The following is a 16,908-nucleotide window of genomic DNA, read 5'->3' on the forward strand; positions in this document are numbered from 1 at the left end:
CNGGCTCGTGAACGGTTCCGAGAACTCGAAGTAATCGGAGAACTTGGCACCCTCCTCCTCCTTGCCCTCGCACCGAATCCTCGCCACGCTCAGAGGCGAGAAGGAAGAAATACTTTCCCTCGGTTTCGAGCCCGAGCGCGACGAACCGACCCCCGGGGTGCCGAGTGTCTACGAAGGTCGGATCGCGACCAAGTTCGGGATCGAGAATCGAGGACGGCCTGCCGACAAGTGGCTGCTCGATACCGTCCGATGGGCGTGGCGCACCAAGATGCTGGTGACCGTCTCCCTCGACACTCGTATGCGACTGCGTCAGTCGGCCGAGAAGGACGCCGTCGACGTCTTCGCGAGCAACCTCAAGGATCTGCTGCTCGCCGCACCGGCCGGCAACCGCACCACCATGGGCTTGGACCCGGGCTTCCGTACCGGCACCAAGGTCGCCATCGTCGACGCCACCGGCAAGGTCGTCGACCACGACACCATCTACCCGCACAAGCCGCAGGGCAAGTGGGATCAGGCGGTGGCCACCCTCGCCGGCCTGGCCGCCAAGCACAAGGTCGAACTGATCGCCATCGGCAACGGCACCGCATCGCGTGAAACCGACTCGCTGGCAGCAGAATTGATCGCCAAGTTCCCTGCCGCCAACCTGACCAAGGTGGTGGTGTCCGAGGCCGGAGCGTCGGTGTACTCCGCTTCCGCGTACGCCTCGAGCGAGCTGCCCGAACTCGACGTCTCGATCCGCGGTGCCGTCTCGATCGCCCGCAGGTTGCAGGATCCGCTGGCCGAGTTGGTCAAGATCGATCCCAAGTCCATCGGCGTCGGGCAGTACCAGCACGACATCTCCGAAACCCTGCTGGCCCGTTCCCTCGGGGCCGTCGTCGAGGACGCGGTGAACGCCGTCGGCGTCGACGTCAACACCGCGTCGGTTCCGTTGCTCTCGCGGGTCTCCGGTATCGCCGGCTCTCTCGCCGAGAGCATCGTGGCGCACCGCGACCAGAACGGTCCGTTCTCCAGCCGCAGCACGCTCAAAGATGTACCTCGTCTGGGCCCCAAGGCTTTCGAGCAGTGCGCCGGATTCCTTCGTATCTCCGGGGGAGAGGATCCCCTGGACCGGTCGAGTGTTCACCCGGAGGCGTATCCCGTCGTGCGGCGCATCGTCGGCAAGGCAGGCCTGGGTGTGCGCGAGGTAGTCGGTAACACGGCTCTGCTGAGAGGTCTCGACCCTGCCGAATTCGTGGACGAGCGATTCGGTCTGCCCACCGTCACCGACATCATTTCCGAACTCGAGAAGCCGGGTCGCGACCCTCGCCCCGAGTTCAAGACCGCCACCTTCGCCGCCGGTATCGAGAAGGTCGCCGATCTGAAGCCGGGTATGACGCTCGAAGGTGTCGTGACCAACGTGGCAGCGTTCGGCGCGTTCGTCGACGTCGGTGTGCACCAGGACGGGTTGGTGCACGTCTCGGCGATGTCGCACAACTTCGTCAAGGACCCCCGCGAGGTGGTCAAGTCCGGTGACGTGGTGCGCGTCAAGGTCATGGAGGTCGACCTCCCGCGGCAGCGCATCGGCCTGAGTCTGCGGCTGGACGACGAGCCCGGTGCCGGTGGCGGCAAGGACGCCTCTCGCGGACAGCAGCCCGACCGGCCCCGAGGCCAGGGCAGAGCTGCGGGCAGCGGCCAGAGCAACCGAAGTCGAGACGCGCGCCCACAGCGCGGCGGCGGCCAGTCGGCAGCACCGGCGGCCGGTTCCATGGCCGATGCGCTTCGGAAGGCGGGATTCGGAAAATAGCGGGCGGATCCTCGGGTCGATGCTGCCCTGGGCGGTCCCGAACACGAATAGTGTGAACGGTGATTCACCGGTCGTTCGGCCGTTCGGCAGGAAGGACGTGAGCCACACGTGAGGTGGTTGCAACACGGGGTCATCGATCACGGCCGCCTGCCGCTGCTGTGCTTCCTACTGGGGCTGTTGCTGGGGTTCCTGCTGATCCGACTCAGCGTCAGGATGATTCGCGCAGATGTGAAGTGGTGGCCGGGAAACATCACGCCCGGCGGTCAGCACATCCACCATGTCGTCTTCGGGATCGTGTTGATGCTGCTGGCGGGGATCGGCTTGATCGCGGTGTACGTCGACGGTTCCGAGTCGGTCGGGGCGATGCTGGCCGCGATCTTCGGTATCGGGGCAGCTCTCGTCCTCGACGAGTTCGCGTTGATCTTCTATCTCCGCGATGTCTACTGGTCCGAACAGGGGCGCACGTCGGTGGACGCCGTGTTCGCGGCAGTGGGATTCACCGGCCTGCTGCTGCTCGGCTTGCACCCTCTGGAGCTGCTCAGCCCGGCCGGCTTCCGGGCCGATCCCGACCCGTGGGTGCGCGGCACCCTTGCGGTGTTGGCCCTGGCCAATCTCGCGCTGGGTGTCGTCGTACTGCTGAAAGGAAAGATCTGGACCGGACTGCTCGGGCTGTTCGTCCTGCCGATCCTCGTTCTGGCCGCAGTGCGGTTGAGCAGGCCGAGTGCCCCGTGGGCGAGGTGGCGGTACACCACCAGGCCGAAGAAGATGGAACGCGCACTGCGCCGGGAGAAGCGGTGGCGACGGCCGATCATTCGGGCCAAGATCTATCTTCAGGACGCGATCGCAGGCAAGCCGAGCATCGTGCATGCACGTGAGGCCACGGAGCAAGAATTGGCGCGGACGGTACTGCCTGCGCCGATGCCGAGCGGGACGGCGGCGAGCCGAGAAGCGCCGATTTCGTCGAACGCCTGATGGTCTGGCACAATGGTCGGGTTGCCTCTAGCAGGCACGGACCTCACTCGGAGTACGAACCAGTCGAGCCGCTGTGTCAGCGAGCCGCTCGGTTCCTCTACTCATGCGCAGAACGCAAGGATGGCACAACCGATGAACACTCTGGACTTTCTCGACAATCAGTCGCTGCGTAGCGACATCCCCGATTTCCGCCCCGGCGACACGCTGAACGTGCACGTCAAGGTCATCGAAGGCTCGAAGGAGCGCATTCAGATCTTCAAGGGCGTCGTCATCCGACGTCAGGGCGGTGGCGTTCGCGAAACGTTCACGGTCCGCAAGGTCTCGTTCGGCGTCGGTGTCGAGCGCACCTTCCCGGTGCACAGCCCCAACATCGCTCAGTTCGAGGTCCTCACCCGCGGTGACGTCCGTCGCGCCAAGCTCTACTACCTCCGTGATCTGCGTGGCAAGGCCGCCAAGATCAAGGAAAAGCGCTGACCGGTTCCGCCCGGACACATCAGTTCACACCATGCCGCGTTGCCCGTCAGGGCGACGCGGCATGGTGCGTTCTGCCCGCATTCCACCCTGCCGACGGGCGGATCGAGAGCCGCGAACCGCCCATGCGCAGACCGTCCGGCCGTGCGGGCGACGGTTCCGGCTAACCTGATCACGTGACGCAGTCCCCACAGGATCCAACCGACGAGCCCGACGACGAGTCTTCACGGAAGAAGCGTCGGGAACGCAAGCCCCGATCGTTCTGGCGTGAGCTCCCCATTCTGATTCTGGTAGCGCTGGTACTGAGTTTTCTGCTCCAGACATTCGTCGCACGGGTGTATCTGATCCCGTCCGAATCGATGGAGCCGACGTTGCACGGCTGCACCGGCTGCACCGGTGACCGCATCGTGGTGGAGAAGATCGGATACCGGTTCGGCGACCCGAAGCCCGGCGACATCGTCGTCTTCCGTGGCCCGGATTCGTGGAACGACGAATTCGTGTCACAGCGGTCCGACAACTCGGTGATTCGTGGCGCACAGGAAGTCGGCTCGTTGATCGGAGTCGTCGCGCCCGACGAGAACGATCTGGTCAAGCGCGTCATCGCCACCGGCGGTCAGACCGTCGAATGCTGTGACGATCAAGGTCGAGTGCTCGTCGACGGACAGCCGTTGGACGAGCCGTACATCCAGATGGATTTCCCGTTCACCCCGGGAACGATGACGTGCGACACCGAACTGAAGTCCGGACGATGCTTCGACCCCGTCACCGTGCCGGAGGGCAACGTCTGGGTCATGGGCGACAACCGGAGCAACTCGCGAGATTCCCGGTATCACGTCACCGACGAATTCACCGGAACCGTTCCCCTCGACAACGTGATCGGGAAGGCCGTGTTCATCGCACTGCCGCCGTCACGAACCGGCATCCTGGATTCTCCCGACATCCAGGGTCGATGACGGCAACCCCGCGACGTGCGCCGCGTGCGCGCGCAACTCTGACTCGGTCGTCGTGGCCGCCGCGTCCGATCATCCGACGAGCGGCCGGATTACGGACGATGGAATCGGCGTTGGAGCGGGGCGGACTCGGTCCGGTCGCAGGAGTCGACGAAGCGGGAAGAGGAGCCTGCGCCGGTCCGTTGACGGTCGCAGCGTGTGTTCTCGGGGCGCGAGCACATGCCGCCCTGGCGGATCTGGACGACTCGAAGAAGTTGACCGAGCGACGGCGCGAAGAGCTCTTTCCCAAGATCCAGAGGCTGGCACTGGCATGGAGTGTGGTGTCGATCGATGCGGCCGAGGTCGACCGCATCGGGGTCCACGTGGCGAACATCGAAGGAATGCGTCGCGCTGTTGCCGGGCTCGGCATGACCCCGGGCTACGTACTCACCGACGGCTTTCGAGTGCCCGGCCTTCCGGTTCCGTCGCTACCGGTGATCGCCGGTGACGCCACCGCAGCGTGCATCGCCGCGGCGAGCGTGCTCGCGAAGGTCTCCCGGGACCGATTGATGGTGCAGTTGGACGAAACGATTCCCGGCTACGGATTCGCCGTGCACAAGGGGTACAGCACCCGTGCTCACTCGGCCGCCATGACCGCTCTCGGGCCCAGCCGCGAGCATCGAATGTCCTACGCGAATGTCGCAGCGGCCGCCGCGGGGCTTTCTCCTGACGCCGTCGACGCCCTGGGGCGAATGGACTGCCGCGACGCCGGTACGCGATGATTGCTGTTCACGCCCGACTGGAGGATGAAAGAGACCGATGAGTGCCGAAGATCTCGAAAAGTACGAAACCGAGATGGAGCTCTCGCTGTATCGCGAGTATCGGGACATCGTGGGTCAGTTCAACTACGTCGTCGAAACCGAGCGGCGGTTCTATCTGGCGAACTCCGTAGAACTCATTCCGCACAACGCCGACGGTGAAATCTACTTCGAATTGCGCATGTCCGACTCGTGGGTGTGGGACATGTATCGCCCCGCCCGTTTCGTCAAGCATGTCCGGGTGATCACCTTCAAGGACGTCAACATCGAAGAGTTGGACAAACCAGATCTTCGTCTGCCGGAATAGCTCCTCGTCCGAGGCTGGGGCCTGACGGAGTCGCCCTGAGCGTCGGATGTCGGATCAGCCTGCTGCGAACCACCCGATGCGATGCGGTCGTGCTGTACCGATCGTTTTGCCACCCGAAAAATTGGACGCCCGGCCAAATCGGTCCGCATGTCCTGTTTCCGTGTTCGGTGTCACGGAAAGTTGTTCCCCGTCCAATGGTGCACGGCGGTTGCGATCGGGTTTCCCGTGTGAAATCGATTGCGCAACAAAGCTATTCGAATTGGTCGATTAGTCGCTCGAAATGCTGGACAATTTCTGCACCGATATTCGTCGATTCGACACGTCACGAAACGCCTGCAGTTCTTTGCGTGGATACGAGAATGGGTGGTAGAACTTGAATATCACATCCCCCAGACGTGTAAGAGGTACGAGATGGCACGCAAGACGCTTGTGCAGATGATCGACGATGTGGACGGATCGGTCATCAAAGACGGCCAAGGTGAATCCATCGAATTCGGCATCGATGGAAACCAGTACCGCATCGATTTGAACCTCAAACATGCCAACGAATTGCACGAACAGTTGGCATTCTGGATCGAGCACGCCGAGAAGATTTCCGGACGCCGCACCCGTAAGGGCGGCGCTGCATCGGCACCGGCTCGCGGCAAGGTGGATCTGCAGGACATTCGAGCATGGGCCCGCGAGAACGGTCACGAGGTCAGTGCCCGCGGCCGTATCAGTCAGGATGTGCAAGCGGCCTACGAGGCTGCTCACTGACCGTCCTTTCGCGAACCGAGGCTCGGTGTCTCGGCAGCACGTTTTGCGTATCGGCACTTTCGATGTCGGTATCGACAAGCCGCATCAGCTCCGTCCGATTCCTTGAATCAGGACGGAGCTTTTTGCGTATGGAGTCCGCTTTCGCCCGGCGGCTCGGACACGCTACGAGCCATAGCACGGCGGTCCGACACGGTGGACTGATCGCCGCCGACAATCGGACCGTTCGTCCACAGTCGAGCAGTTGTCCACAGGGCAATTTCCCACCTGCGCTTTCTTCGCTTCTCCTCTTTCGGGTCGTGCCACCGTCGAGACGACCGAATCGGCCGCAATGCACGGTCGGAGAGTGGAGGAATGGCGGACATGGCAACCAACCAGGAACTCGGTGCGCGCGGTGAGGAACTCGCGGTGCGCCATCTCGAGGACATCGGTCTCGAGGTGATCGAGCGGAACTGGCGGCATCGTTCCGGAGAACTCGACATCATTGCGCGCGAGGGCGAGACGGTGGTGTTCGTCGAAGTGAAGACTCGATCGGGAATCGGATACGGAACACCCGCCGAAGCGGTGACGTACACGAAACAGACTCGAATCAGAGGGCTGGCGCTGCGGTGGCTTTCGCTGCAGCAGGGACCGTGGGTGCAGATCAGATTCGACGTGATCGCGATCGTGGTCGGTCGCCTCGAGGAACCGGTCATCACGCACGTTCGGGCCGCGTTCTGATGCCACTCGGGAGAGCGCATTCGGTGGCGGTCAACGGGGTCGACGGTGTGCTGGTGGAAATCGAAGCCGATATCGGGCAGGGCCTACCTGGCACACATCTTGTCGGTCTTCCCGATACTGCGCTGAACGAATCGCGTGACCGGGTCAAAGCCGCTGTGAAGAACTCGGGCGGTACCTGGCCGGACAGTCGGGTGATTCTCGCTCTGTCGCCCGCGACGTTGCCCAAGGGCGGATCGGTGTACGACCTCGCACTCGCGTTGTCGGTTCTCGATGCCGCGAAGGCGATTCCGCGTGGATGCCTGTCCGAGACCGTGTTTCTGGGTGAGCTGGCACTCGATGGGAGGCTGCGCGCAGTCCGTGGGGTCCTGCCCGGGGTGCTCGCGGTCAAGAGTGCGGGCTGGCAGCGAGTGGTCGTTCCGCTGCAATGTCTGCCCGAGGCGGGTCTGGTGGACGGAATCGAGGTGCTGGGTGCGGGTTCGCTCGGGGACGTGGTGGCCTGGCTTCGTGGTGAGCAGGCCCTCGAATCACCCGTCCCGACCGAATGGCACGAGGAGATCTATCCGGACCTCAGTGATGTTGCCGGACAGGCCGATGCGCGATGGGCTCTGGAGGTCGCCGCCGCAGGCGCACATCACATCATGTTGACCGGGCCACCGGGCATCGGAAAAACGATGTTGGCGCAACGTCTTCCGGGGATTCTGCCGCCGCTGACCGAATCCGAAGCGCTCGAAGTGACAGCCATCCACTCGGTGGCGGGCCTGTTGACCACGGCGCGGCCGCTCATCACGTCACCGCCGTTCATCGCGCCGCATCATTCGACCTCGGTGAGTGCCTTGGTCGGGGGCGGAACCGGAATGGCCAAACCGGGGGCAGTCAGCCGCGCACATCGCGGAGTCCTGTTTCTGGACGAGTGCGCCGAGATGAGCGTCCGGGTACTCGAGGCGTTGCGTACTCCGTTGGAGGACGGAGAGATTCGTATTGCCCGTCGTGACGGTGTGGCCAGGTATCCGGCCAGGTTTCAGTTGGTTCTCGCAGCCAATCCGTGTCCGTGTGCGCCTGCGCGGCAGGTCGACTGCGTCTGCCCGCCCACAGCGCGACGCAAATATCTCGGCAAGCTGTCCGGGCCATTGCTGGATCGCGTCGATCTGCGAATTCAGATGATGGGTGTCGCGACAGGTGCACTGGTCGACGAGGTGGGGGAGGGTACGAGCGAAATTCGCGCACGCGTGACGGGGGCCAGGGACGCCGCCGCGCAGCGGTGGCGAGAGTTCGGCTGGAGGACCAATGCGGAGGTTCCCGGACCCGCTCTGCGCCAACGATTTCGATTGGCACGCTCGACGCTCGCTCCGGTCGAGCGTGCGTTGCGCAACGGATCGCTGACCGCGCGCGGCGCAGACCGAGCCATTCGGGTGGCGTGGACGCTGAACGATCTCGCCGGTGGTTCGGTCCCCGGTGCCGACGAGGTCGGAGCCGCGTTGGATTTCCGTGACAGGGGAGTGGCATGACGCACGACGCGCGTCGACTCGCCTGGGCGTATCTCTCTCGCGTGGCGCAAGGTCCGCATCGGCCGGTGGTCGATCATGCTGCAGCGCACGGTCCCGAAGCGACGGCAGAAGCCGTGCGGGCGGGCAGGTTGGGGGAGCGGCTCGCGGTCCGAGCCCACATCGACACCGCGGCAGCAGATCTCGATCACATCGCTGCGCTCGGTGGTCGGTTGATCACGCCGGACGACGACGAGTGGCCGGCGTGGCGATTTCTCGGATTCGACGGACCGGGTATGACCGCAGGGGTGGATACCTGCCCACCGATTGCGTTGTGGGCGCTGGGAACTCGGCCGGTCGCAACGATCACCGAGCGGTCGGTGTCCATCGTCGGGACACGCGCCTCGAGTCCCTACGGTGATCATGTGACGGCGGAGATATCCGCCGATCTGGCGCTCGACGGGTGGACCGTCATTTCGGGAGCCGCTTTCGGTATCGACGCCGCGGCGCACCGGGCGGCTCTCGGAGTCGAGGGTACGACGATGGCGGTACTCGCCTGTGGCGTCGATCGTGCGTATCCAGCGGGCCATTCGCGGTTACTGCGGCAGATCGCTGCCAGTGGCCTGGTTCTCAGTGAATACGCGCCGGGTACGACACCGGCGAAGCATCGTTTCCTCGCTCGCAACAGGCTCGTCGCGGCACTCGGATCGGCTGTGGTGGTCGTCGAGGCCGGGTGGCGCAGCGGTGCTCGCAACACAGCGGCGTGGGCGGCGAAATTGGGTAGGCCCGTGCTCGCGGTCCCTGGGCCGGTCACCTCGCCGACGTCCACGGGCTGCCACCGCATGATCCGGGACGGCGAGGCCGTGCTGGTGTCGAGCTCGCACGATGTGGTCGCCGAGGCGGGTGCACTCGGGTCCCCGGAGGAGCCTCGACCCGACCTCTTTCGGGAGACCGATGCGCTGTCGGACACCGCCCTGCTGATCTACGACGCGTTGCCGGCAACCGGTTCGGTATCGAGTAGAGAGCTGTCCGAGCACTCCGGTGTTCCGCTGAACAAGGTGCGCGCATCCCTGCCGGTACTGGAGATGGACGGTTTCGTCGCCAGCGACGAGACCGGATGGTTCCGCGTCGTGCGTGGGTGAGCGCACCACGATTCGAGAGCCTAACGGTAGGGTGTTAGGTAATGCTTAGTCGACGCATCGGCTGTCGGCGTCGTTCACTCGAAGAGGGGTCAGAAGTGCCACGCAAGAAAACCACCCTGTCCGTCCTGCGCACCGAAGCGCTCACCCCGCACATGCACCGGGTCTACCTGGGTGGGGCCGGTTTCGACGACTTCGATGCGATCGACGAGACCGACGCCTACGTCAAGTTGTTCTTCGGGACCGATGACGAACCGATCATGCGCACGTACACCGTTCGCTCGGTGGATACTCGCGCTCGGGAGATCGCCATCGACTTCGTGGTGCACGGAGACGAGGGAGTCGCCGGGCCGTGGGCCACCCGGGCGAAGCCGGGGGACGAGATGTCGTTCTTCGGCCCGTCGGGTGGGTACGCCCCGCGCCCCGACGCGGACTGGCACCTCTTCGCCGGCGACGAATCGGCGATTCCGGCGATTTCGGCTGCTGTCGAAGCACTCCCGGAGGATGCCGTCGCCAAGGTCTTCATCGAAGTTGCCGACAGGCACGACGAGATCTACATGGAGACGCTCGCTGTCGTCGACGTGACCTGGATTCACCGGGGTGCGTCCTCGAACGAGGTCGGAGACGACCGAGCCGGAGACAACGCACCGCTGATCGCAGCGGTGAAGGAAACGGAATGGCTGCCGGGGCAGGCTCAGGTCTTCGTGCACGGCGAAGCCCAGGCCGTCATGCACAACATTCGGCCCTACATCCGTAAGGAGCGGGGTGTCGGTGCCGAGTGGGCCTCGATCTCGGGCTACTGGCGTCGCGGCCGAACCGAGGAGACGTTCCGAGTGTGGAAGCGCGAACTCGCGCAGGCCGAATCCGGTGTCGACGCCTGATCCCGCGACGACCCACCCCGAACGGCGTGTCCGGTTGTCGCGCGGCCTGCCAGAGCCCAAGCTGACCCGATGACCGATTCGCTGCCGCCTCACCTCGGCATTCACGTCGAGGAGTTCGCCGAGCATCTTCGACTCGGTCGAGAGCGATCCGAGCACACCATTCGGGCCTACGTCTCGGACGCTCGTTCGTTGCTCGCGCACTTCGCGGAGTGCTCGCCGGATGCGACCATCGCCGACCTCGACCTCCGCGCGGTGCGCTCGTGGTTGGCCACGCACTCGGCCGCCGGATCCGCCAGGACCTCGATGGCGAGACGCACCTCGTCGGCGAGGACGTTCGGGAAGTGGCTCGAACGGGTGGGAGCGGTGGCGGTGGCACCGGCGGAACGGTTGGCCGGACCGGCCGGCCACCGCACGCTGCCCGGTGTTCTTCGCCACAGCCAGGCGGAGCACGCGCTGGCCGCGGCCGAATCGGGTGCCGCCGAGCTCGACCCCATCGCGCTGCGGGACAGGCTCATCGTCGAGTTGCTGTACGCGACCGGGGTGCGCGTGGGGGAGCTGTGCGGACTCGACGTCGACGACGTGGACACCGAGCGTCGCTTGATCCGTGTGCTCGGCAAGGGCAACAAGGAACGCTCGGCACCGTACGGTGCGCCGGCAGCGCATGCGGTCGAGAACTGGCTGGTCAGCGGCAGGCCCGAACTGGCCTCCGATCGATCCGGTGCGGCATTGCTGCTGGGACGGCGAGGTGGACGGCTCGATCAACGGCAGGCCAGAACGGCGGTGCACGAGGTACTCGACACCGTCCCCGGTGGTCCCAGCCTCGGTCCGCACGGCCTGCGCCACACCGCAGCGACACATCTGCTCGAAGGTGGGGCCGATCTGAGAGTGGTGCAGGAGCTGCTCGGCCACGCCTCTTTGGCGACCACCCAGATCTACACACACGTGTCGGTGGAACGGCTGCGTGCCGTGCACGATCAGGCTCATCCCCGGGCATGAGCCGAGCGTCGGCGGCGCAACGTTTGGTAGCGTCGTGGACGACTTACGACACCGAATACGGGGGACCGTGGACCGCGACCGACCGCAAGGTACTTCGGAGACGTGGTCCATGCATGTCCGCGACGGCTCGGCCGCCGACCATCGGAATCCCCCTGGGCGATCGGACAACGCACGCGACAACGGCAGCGGGCCCGTATCGTCGGGCTCGATGTCCACTCCTCGTTCGACGCCTCGGCAACCTCCACCCTGGCAGACGCCCGACTCGGGCGAGAGACAGCCGTTGCCGCCGAGGTACAGCCCGCCGGTGCCGCTCGAGCCAGGGCCGCCGGCAGCGCAGCCGGACCGGTACCTGCCGGTACCGCCACACACCGAGGATTCGCGAACGCAGCCGGATCGGTGGTCGCCGCAACCGTGGTCGGGGGCACCCAACGCCTACCGACCCAACAGTCAGGATCTGGGCGCGGATTCGTTGCTCAAGCGTCCCAAGCGAGCGTCGAACTCCGGTTGGCGGCGAGGAGTGCACCGACTCACCGGCGGAGTCATCAACCCCGGCGAATCGACGGCGGAAGAGCGGTACCGAAACCAGGTCGAACGTATTCGGCAGCCGGTGCTCGGCGACTACCGGATCGCGTTTCTGTCGCTCAAGGGTGGCGTCGGCAAGACGACGACCACGCTGGGTCTCGGTTCGACTTTCGCGTCGCTGCGCGGAGATTGCGTCATCGCCGTGGACGCGAACCCCGACTTCGGCACCCTGGGTGAGCGAGTTCCGCGGCAGACGTCGTCGACCGTGCGTGATCTGCTCGCCGCGGCACCACACATTCGTCGTTACTCCGACATCCGCGAGCACACCTCGCAAGCACCGAGTCGACTCGAAGTGTTGGCAGGCGAGCGCGATCCCGCAGCGTCGGAGATGTTCGGCGAGGAGGACTACCGCGCCGTCATCGACATGTTGCAGGTGTACTACAACCTGATCCTGACCGACTGCGGTACCGGGATCATGCACTCGGCGATGAACGGGGTGCTGCAACTGGCGAACGCACTGGTTCTGGTCAGCTCGCCTGCAGTCGACGGCGCGCGCAGTGCTGCGGCGACGCTGGACTGGTTGGAATTGCACGGCTACGGACATCTGGTGGAGCGGACCGTCGTGGTGATCAGTTCGGTTCGCCCGGGTTCGTCGGCGGTGGACATGAACCTGCTGCAACAGCACTTTCTCGAGCGCTGCCGTGCTGTGCTGGTGATTCCGTTCGACGAACACCTGGCCGAGGGTGCCGTGGTCGACCTCGACCTGTTGCGTCCCCAGACTCGAAGCGCGTTCGTCGAGCTCGCCGCGATGGTGGCCGACGATTTTCCTGCGGCGTCCGGCAGGCATTCCGGCCCCCAGCGCTGACGGTCATCTGCCGTCATTCGTCGAGGGGTTTCAACCTGATCGGGCTTGCGCGCACCGTCGCCGTGGGATCGAGGTAGTCCCGGCCACGTCTGATGCCCCAGTGAAGGCACGTCGACGAGCAGCCCTCGTGCCCCGATGTCACCGAACCCAGCACGGTCCCTCGCCGAACCCGCGTGCCGGCGGCAACCGACGCCGACACCGGTTCGTACGTCGATCTCAGTCCGCCCGGATGATCGACCGATACGACGGGCTTTCCCGCGACCGACCCGGCGTACACCACGATTCCGTCGGCGACGGCGAGAACCGACTGGCCCTCGCGGGCGGCGAGGTCGACACCACGGTGGCCGGGCAGCCAGTTCTGCTCGGGACGGTCGAACGGGGTGACGACCTGCGGTTTCGGCTGCAGCGGCCAGGCGAATGCGCCTGGCTGCGCCGAGGCGACCGGCGTCGAGAGCGTTACCGCGGTGACGAGGCACACCGCGAGTGCGCGGAGCGCGAGAGAGATGTTCACCCGTCGACCATGTCGTGGATATGAGCAATCGAACGAACCCGGACGCGATTTGTGGACAAGAAGTTTCTTTGTCCACAGGCATCGGAATCCCTTGACAGTCGGGCCTGGTTATGACGGGGGACGTGGCAGGTCTACACTCGTCACTTGCGGCCTGTGCGTGCACGGGTCGACTTCGCGCGTCCGCGTCATCGCATCGTCTGCCTCGCGCAGAATCACCGATACGAGAACCGGTTGTCGGCGGTCCCGAGATCTTCGTGATGTCGGGTCCGGCAACTTCAGCGGGCGCCAGGGCAGAGGTCACCGACACTCTGCGTCAACCGCACCATCGAAAGAGAGTTCTTCAGCCATGGCTGTAGTAACAATGAAGCAGCTGCTCGACAGCGGCACACACTTCGGACACCAGACCCGTCGCTGGAACCCGAAGATGAAGCGATTCATCTTCACCGACCGCAACGGCATCTACATCATCGACTTGCAGCAGACTCTGACCTTCATCGACAAGGCCTACGAGTTCGTCAAGGAGACCGTCGCCCACAACGGCACGGTTCTGTTCGTCGGCACCAAGAAGCAGGCGCAGGAGTCCATCGCCGCTGAGGCAACCCGCGTGGGCATGCCCTACGTGAACCAGCGCTGGCTCGGTGGCATGCTCACCAACTTCCAGACGGTGCACAAGCGTCTGCTCCGCCTCAAGGAGCTCGAGGCCATGGAGCAGACCGGTGGCTTCGAGGGACGCACCAAGAAGGAAATCCTCATGCTCACGCGTGAGATGACCAAGCTCGACCGCACCCTCGGTGGCATCCGGGACATGTCCAAGGTTCCGTCGGCCATCTGGATCGTCGACACCAACAAGGAGCACCTCGCGGTTGCCGAGGCTCGCAAGCTGAACATCCCGGTCATCGCGATCCTCGACACCAACTGCGATCCCGACGTGGTCGATTACCCGATCCCGGGTAACGACGACGCGATCCGTTCCGCTGCGCTGCTGACCAAGGTTGTCGCATCCGCAGTCGCCGAGGGCGTGCAGGCGCGAGCAGGTCAGAACACTGCATCCGACGCCAAGCCCGAGGTCGGCGCAGGCGAGCCCCTCGCCGAGTGGGAGCTCGAGCAGCTCGCTCAGGCTTCACCGGCAGCAGAGGCTCCCGCAGCGGACGCCCCGGCAGCGGACGCTCCCGCAGCCGATGCCCCGGCAGCAGAAGCACCGGCAGCAGAAGAAGCACCGGCCGCTCAGGCTTGATCGAATTCGGTCCCGGTTCACCCTCAGGGGTGGGCCGGGGCCGCTTCGGTATGTCAGGGTCGAGGTCGGCACGGCTCCGCAACGAGTCCGTCGATCACGCCCTGAGAACAGCATTTTTCGTCAACGCCCGTACCCAGACATTTGAGGAGGCTCGCCCACGATGGCGAACTACACTGCCGCCGACGTCAAGCGGCTCCGTGAGCTCACCGGCTCCGGAATGATGGACTGCAAGAACGCGCTCGCCGAGAACGACGGCGACTACGACAAGGCCGTCGAGTACCTGCGTATCAAGGGTGCCAAGGACGTCGGCAAGCGCGCCGAGCGCAACACCGCCGAAGGCCTCGTCGTCGCCGAGGGTGGAGTGCTCGTCGAGATCAACTCCGAAACCGACTTCGTGGCCAAGAACGACGAGTTCCAGACGTTCGCCGCATCCGTTGCAGCGACGGCTGCAGCAGGCAAGCCTGCCGACGTCGATGCCCTCAAGGCGCTCGACCTCGACGGCAAGACTGTCGAAACGGCTCTGAACGAGCTGTCGGCCAAGATCGGCGAGAAGCTCGAGCTGCGTCGCGTCGTGTCCTACGACGGCAACACCGCGACGTACCTGCACAAGCGCAGCGCGGACTTGCCGCCTGCCGTGGGCGTGCTCGTCGAGTACACCGGTGACGGCGACGCCGCAGGCGATGCCGCGCGCGCAGCTGCGATGCAGATCGCCGCCCTCAAGGCCAAGTACGTCACGCGCGACGAGGTCCCCGAGGACCTGGTGGCCGCCGAGCGTCGCATCGCCGAGGAAACCGCTCGCGAAGAAGGCAAGCCGGAACAGGCACTGCCGAAGATCGTCGAAGGTCGCGTCAACGGATTCTTCAAGGACGTCGTTCTCACCGAACAGAAGTCGGTGCAGGACGGCAACAAGACCGTCAAGGCCATTCTCGACGAGGCCGGCGTCACCATCACCCGCTTCTCGCGCTTCGAGGTCGGTGCCAGCTAGTCTGCGCACCGGTTCGGTCGAGCGATGCCGTTCATTCGATTCCATCGAGTGGGCGGCATCGCTCGTGCGCGGGGCAGGTGGGTGTGCAGGCCGGAGCCCTGTCCACCACCCGGGCCTCGATAGGGCAGGATGATCCAAGAGGAAACCGTAGTGTTCGACGAGTACCGAGGAGAGCTATGACCGATCCGGCCCCTGACCGTCCCGGGTTCCGACGCGTGATGCTCAAACTGGGTGGGGAGATGTTCGGAGGCGGCCAGGTCGGTCTCGATCCGGATGTCGTGAACAACGTTGCCGAACAGATCGCCGAGGTGGTGGCCACCGGGGTCCAAGTCGCAGTGGTGATCGGCGGTGGCAATTTCTTCCGTGGTGCCGAACTGCAGCAGCGCGGCATGGACAGGTCCCGTTCGGACTACATGGGCATGCTCGGAACCGTCATGAATTGTCTTGCGCTGCAGGACTTCCTGGAGAAGCAAGGCGTTGCCACCAGGGTGCAGACCGCGATCACGATGGGTCAGGTCGCAGAGCCGTACCTCCCGCTCCGCGCACGACGTCATCTGGAGAAGGGGCGCGTGGTGATCTTCGGAGCCGGCATGGGTATGCCGTATTTCTCCACCGACACCACGGCTGCGCAGCGCGCGCTGGAAATCGGTGCCGAGGTGTTGTTGATGGCCAAGGCGGTCGACGGCGTGTATTCGGCCGATCCGCGACTGGACCCCGATGCGACGATGTTCGACACAATCACGCACCGCGAGGCCATCGAACAGGGACTCAAGGTTGCCGATGCGACGGCCTTCAGTCTGTGCATGGACAATCAGATGCCGATGCTGGTGTTCAATTTGCTGATTCAGGGAAATATCGCTCGCGCCGTTTCCGGTGAGAAGATCGGCACGCTGGTCACGTCGTGATCGTTGCCGACAGTGACGTGAGCGAATCGAAGACGAAGACGATGGAGGACAGATCGTGATTGACGAAGCTCTCTTCGATGCCGAAGAGAAGATGGAAAAGGCCGTATCGGTTGCACGTGACGATCTGTCCTCGATTCGCACCGGACGTGCCAACCCCGGGATGTTCTCCCGCATCGTCATCGAGTACTACGGTGCTCCGACACCGATCACCCAGCTGGCAAGTATCAGCGTCCCCGAAGCGCGCCTCGTGGTCATCAAGCCGTACGAGTCCAATCAGCTGGGACCGATCGAAACCGCCATTCGCAACTCCGATCTCGGTGTCAATCCCACCAACGACGGCAACCTCATTCGAATCGGAGTTCCGCAGCTCACCGAGGAACGTCGCCGCGAATTCGTCAAGCAGGCCAAGGGCAAGGGCGAGGACGCGAAGGTATCGATTCGCAACGTTCGCCGGAAGACGATGGAAGAGCTCAAGCGCATTCAGAAGGACGGCGAAGCAGGCGAGGACGAGGTCGTCCGCGCCGAGAACGATCTGGACAAGACCACTGCCAAGTACACCGCTTCCGTGGACGAACTCGTCAAGCGTAAAGAGGGCGAGCTGATGGAGGTCTGACCCGACCTCGACAGCTGCTTTTC

At 64.5% G+C, this 16,908-nt stretch carries 17 protein-coding genes and 1 pseudogene; 17 read left to right on the forward strand and 1 reads right to left on the reverse strand.

What is annotated here, in order from left to right:
• Window positions 1-49: 49 nt before the first annotated feature.
• From CH256_RS13175 to CH256_RS13235, 13 genes and pseudogenes are all read left to right on the forward strand, one after another.
• A pseudogene (locus CH256_RS13175) lies at window positions 50-1,783 on the forward strand (helix-hairpin-helix domain-containing protein); the annotation flags it as partial.
• Between the two features lie 117 nt (window positions 1,784-1,900).
• Window positions 1,901-2,755 (forward strand): hypothetical protein, encoded by an 855-nt coding sequence (locus tag CH256_RS13180; RefSeq protein ID WP_094642429.1) that lies wholly within the window; start codon window positions 1,901-1,903, stop codon window positions 2,753-2,755.
• 132 nt (window positions 2,756-2,887) lie between these two features.
• On the forward strand, window positions 2,888-3,229 hold the full coding sequence (gene rplS, locus CH256_RS13185) for a 50S ribosomal protein L19 (RefSeq protein ID WP_027496692.1): 342 nt from the start codon (window positions 2,888-2,890) through the stop codon (window positions 3,227-3,229).
• A 173-nt stretch (window positions 3,230-3,402) separates the two neighbouring features.
• Window positions 3,403-4,179 carry a signal peptidase I gene (gene lepB / locus CH256_RS13190; RefSeq protein WP_068049600.1) on the forward strand — a complete coding sequence of 259 codons (777 nt, stop codon included), beginning with the start codon at window positions 3,403-3,405 and terminating at the stop codon, window positions 4,177-4,179.
• Complete coding sequence (locus tag CH256_RS13195; RefSeq protein WP_197477985.1) at window positions 4,176-4,937, forward strand: ribonuclease HII; 762 nt, start codon at window positions 4,176-4,178, stop codon at window positions 4,935-4,937. Before lepB ends, CH256_RS13195 begins: the two co-directional genes overlap by 4 nt.
• Before the next feature lie 37 nt (window positions 4,938-4,974).
• Entirely contained in the window at window positions 4,975-5,280 is a 306-nt protein-coding gene (locus CH256_RS13200) for a DUF2469 domain-containing protein (RefSeq protein ID WP_008717288.1), read from the forward strand.
• A gap of 411 nt (window positions 5,281-5,691) precedes the next feature.
• Window positions 5,692-6,036, forward strand: coding sequence for a histone-like nucleoid-structuring protein Lsr2 (locus CH256_RS13205; protein WP_094669807.1), 345 nt, complete (start codon window positions 5,692-5,694; stop codon window positions 6,034-6,036).
• Window positions 6,037-6,396: 360 nt separating this feature from the next.
• A complete protein-coding gene (locus CH256_RS13210) occupies window positions 6,397-6,753 on the forward strand; it encodes a YraN family protein (RefSeq protein ID WP_094669833.1) in 357 nt (118 codons plus the stop codon).
• A complete protein-coding gene (locus CH256_RS13215; RefSeq protein WP_068049610.1) occupies window positions 6,753-8,258 on the forward strand; it encodes a YifB family Mg chelatase-like AAA ATPase in 1,506 nt (501 codons plus the stop codon). Before CH256_RS13210 ends, CH256_RS13215 begins: the two co-directional genes overlap by 1 nt.
• Entirely contained in the window at window positions 8,255-9,376 is a 1,122-nt protein-coding gene (gene dprA, locus CH256_RS13220) for a DNA-processing protein DprA (RefSeq protein ID WP_068282569.1), read from the forward strand. The genes CH256_RS13215 and dprA overlap by 4 nt, the downstream gene beginning before the upstream one ends.
• Before the next feature lie 95 nt (window positions 9,377-9,471).
• Window positions 9,472-10,254 carry a siderophore-interacting protein gene (locus tag CH256_RS13225; protein WP_094669808.1) on the forward strand — a complete coding sequence of 261 codons (783 nt, stop codon included), beginning with the start codon at window positions 9,472-9,474 and terminating at the stop codon, window positions 10,252-10,254.
• A 69-nt stretch (window positions 10,255-10,323) separates the two neighbouring features.
• Window positions 10,324-11,250 carry a tyrosine recombinase XerC gene (locus CH256_RS13230; protein WP_094642201.1) on the forward strand — a complete coding sequence of 309 codons (927 nt, stop codon included), beginning with the start codon at window positions 10,324-10,326 and terminating at the stop codon, window positions 11,248-11,250.
• Between the two features lie 208 nt (window positions 11,251-11,458).
• Window positions 11,459-12,637 carry a MinD/ParA family ATP-binding protein gene (locus CH256_RS13235; protein WP_306438717.1) on the forward strand — a complete coding sequence of 393 codons (1,179 nt, stop codon included), beginning with the start codon at window positions 11,459-11,461 and terminating at the stop codon, window positions 12,635-12,637.
• Window positions 12,638-12,650: 13 nt separating this feature from the next.
• Here the strand turns inward: CH256_RS13235 and CH256_RS13240 are convergent, their stop codons facing one another.
• Complete coding sequence (locus tag CH256_RS13240; protein WP_094669809.1) at window positions 12,651-13,148, reverse strand: M23 family metallopeptidase; 498 nt, start codon at window positions 13,146-13,148, stop codon at window positions 12,651-12,653.
• A gap of 346 nt (window positions 13,149-13,494) precedes the next feature.
• Between CH256_RS13240 and rpsB the strand changes: the two genes are divergently transcribed.
• From rpsB to frr, 4 genes are all read left to right on the forward strand, one after another.
• Window positions 13,495-14,382, forward strand: a complete 888-nt coding sequence (rpsB, locus tag CH256_RS13245) for a 30S ribosomal protein S2 (protein WP_068050290.1) — start codon at window positions 13,495-13,497, stop codon at window positions 14,380-14,382.
• A 160-nt stretch (window positions 14,383-14,542) separates the two neighbouring features.
• Window positions 14,543-15,367: a translation elongation factor Ts gene (tsf, locus tag CH256_RS13250; protein ID WP_068050288.1), complete on the forward strand. Its 825-nt coding sequence runs from the start codon at window positions 14,543-14,545 to the stop codon at window positions 15,365-15,367.
• Window positions 15,368-15,543: 176 nt separating this feature from the next.
• Entirely contained in the window at window positions 15,544-16,272 is a 729-nt protein-coding gene (gene pyrH / locus CH256_RS13255) for a UMP kinase (RefSeq protein ID WP_032397808.1), read from the forward strand.
• A gap of 55 nt (window positions 16,273-16,327) precedes the next feature.
• A complete protein-coding gene (gene frr / locus CH256_RS13260; protein WP_094642199.1) occupies window positions 16,328-16,885 on the forward strand; it encodes a ribosome recycling factor in 558 nt (185 codons plus the stop codon).
• Window positions 16,886-16,908: the final 23 nt, after the last annotated feature.

It is taken from the genome of Rhodococcus sp. 05-2254-6 (assembly GCF_002258565.1).
Taxonomy (GTDB): domain Bacteria; phylum Actinomycetota; class Actinomycetes; order Mycobacteriales; family Mycobacteriaceae; genus Rhodococcoides.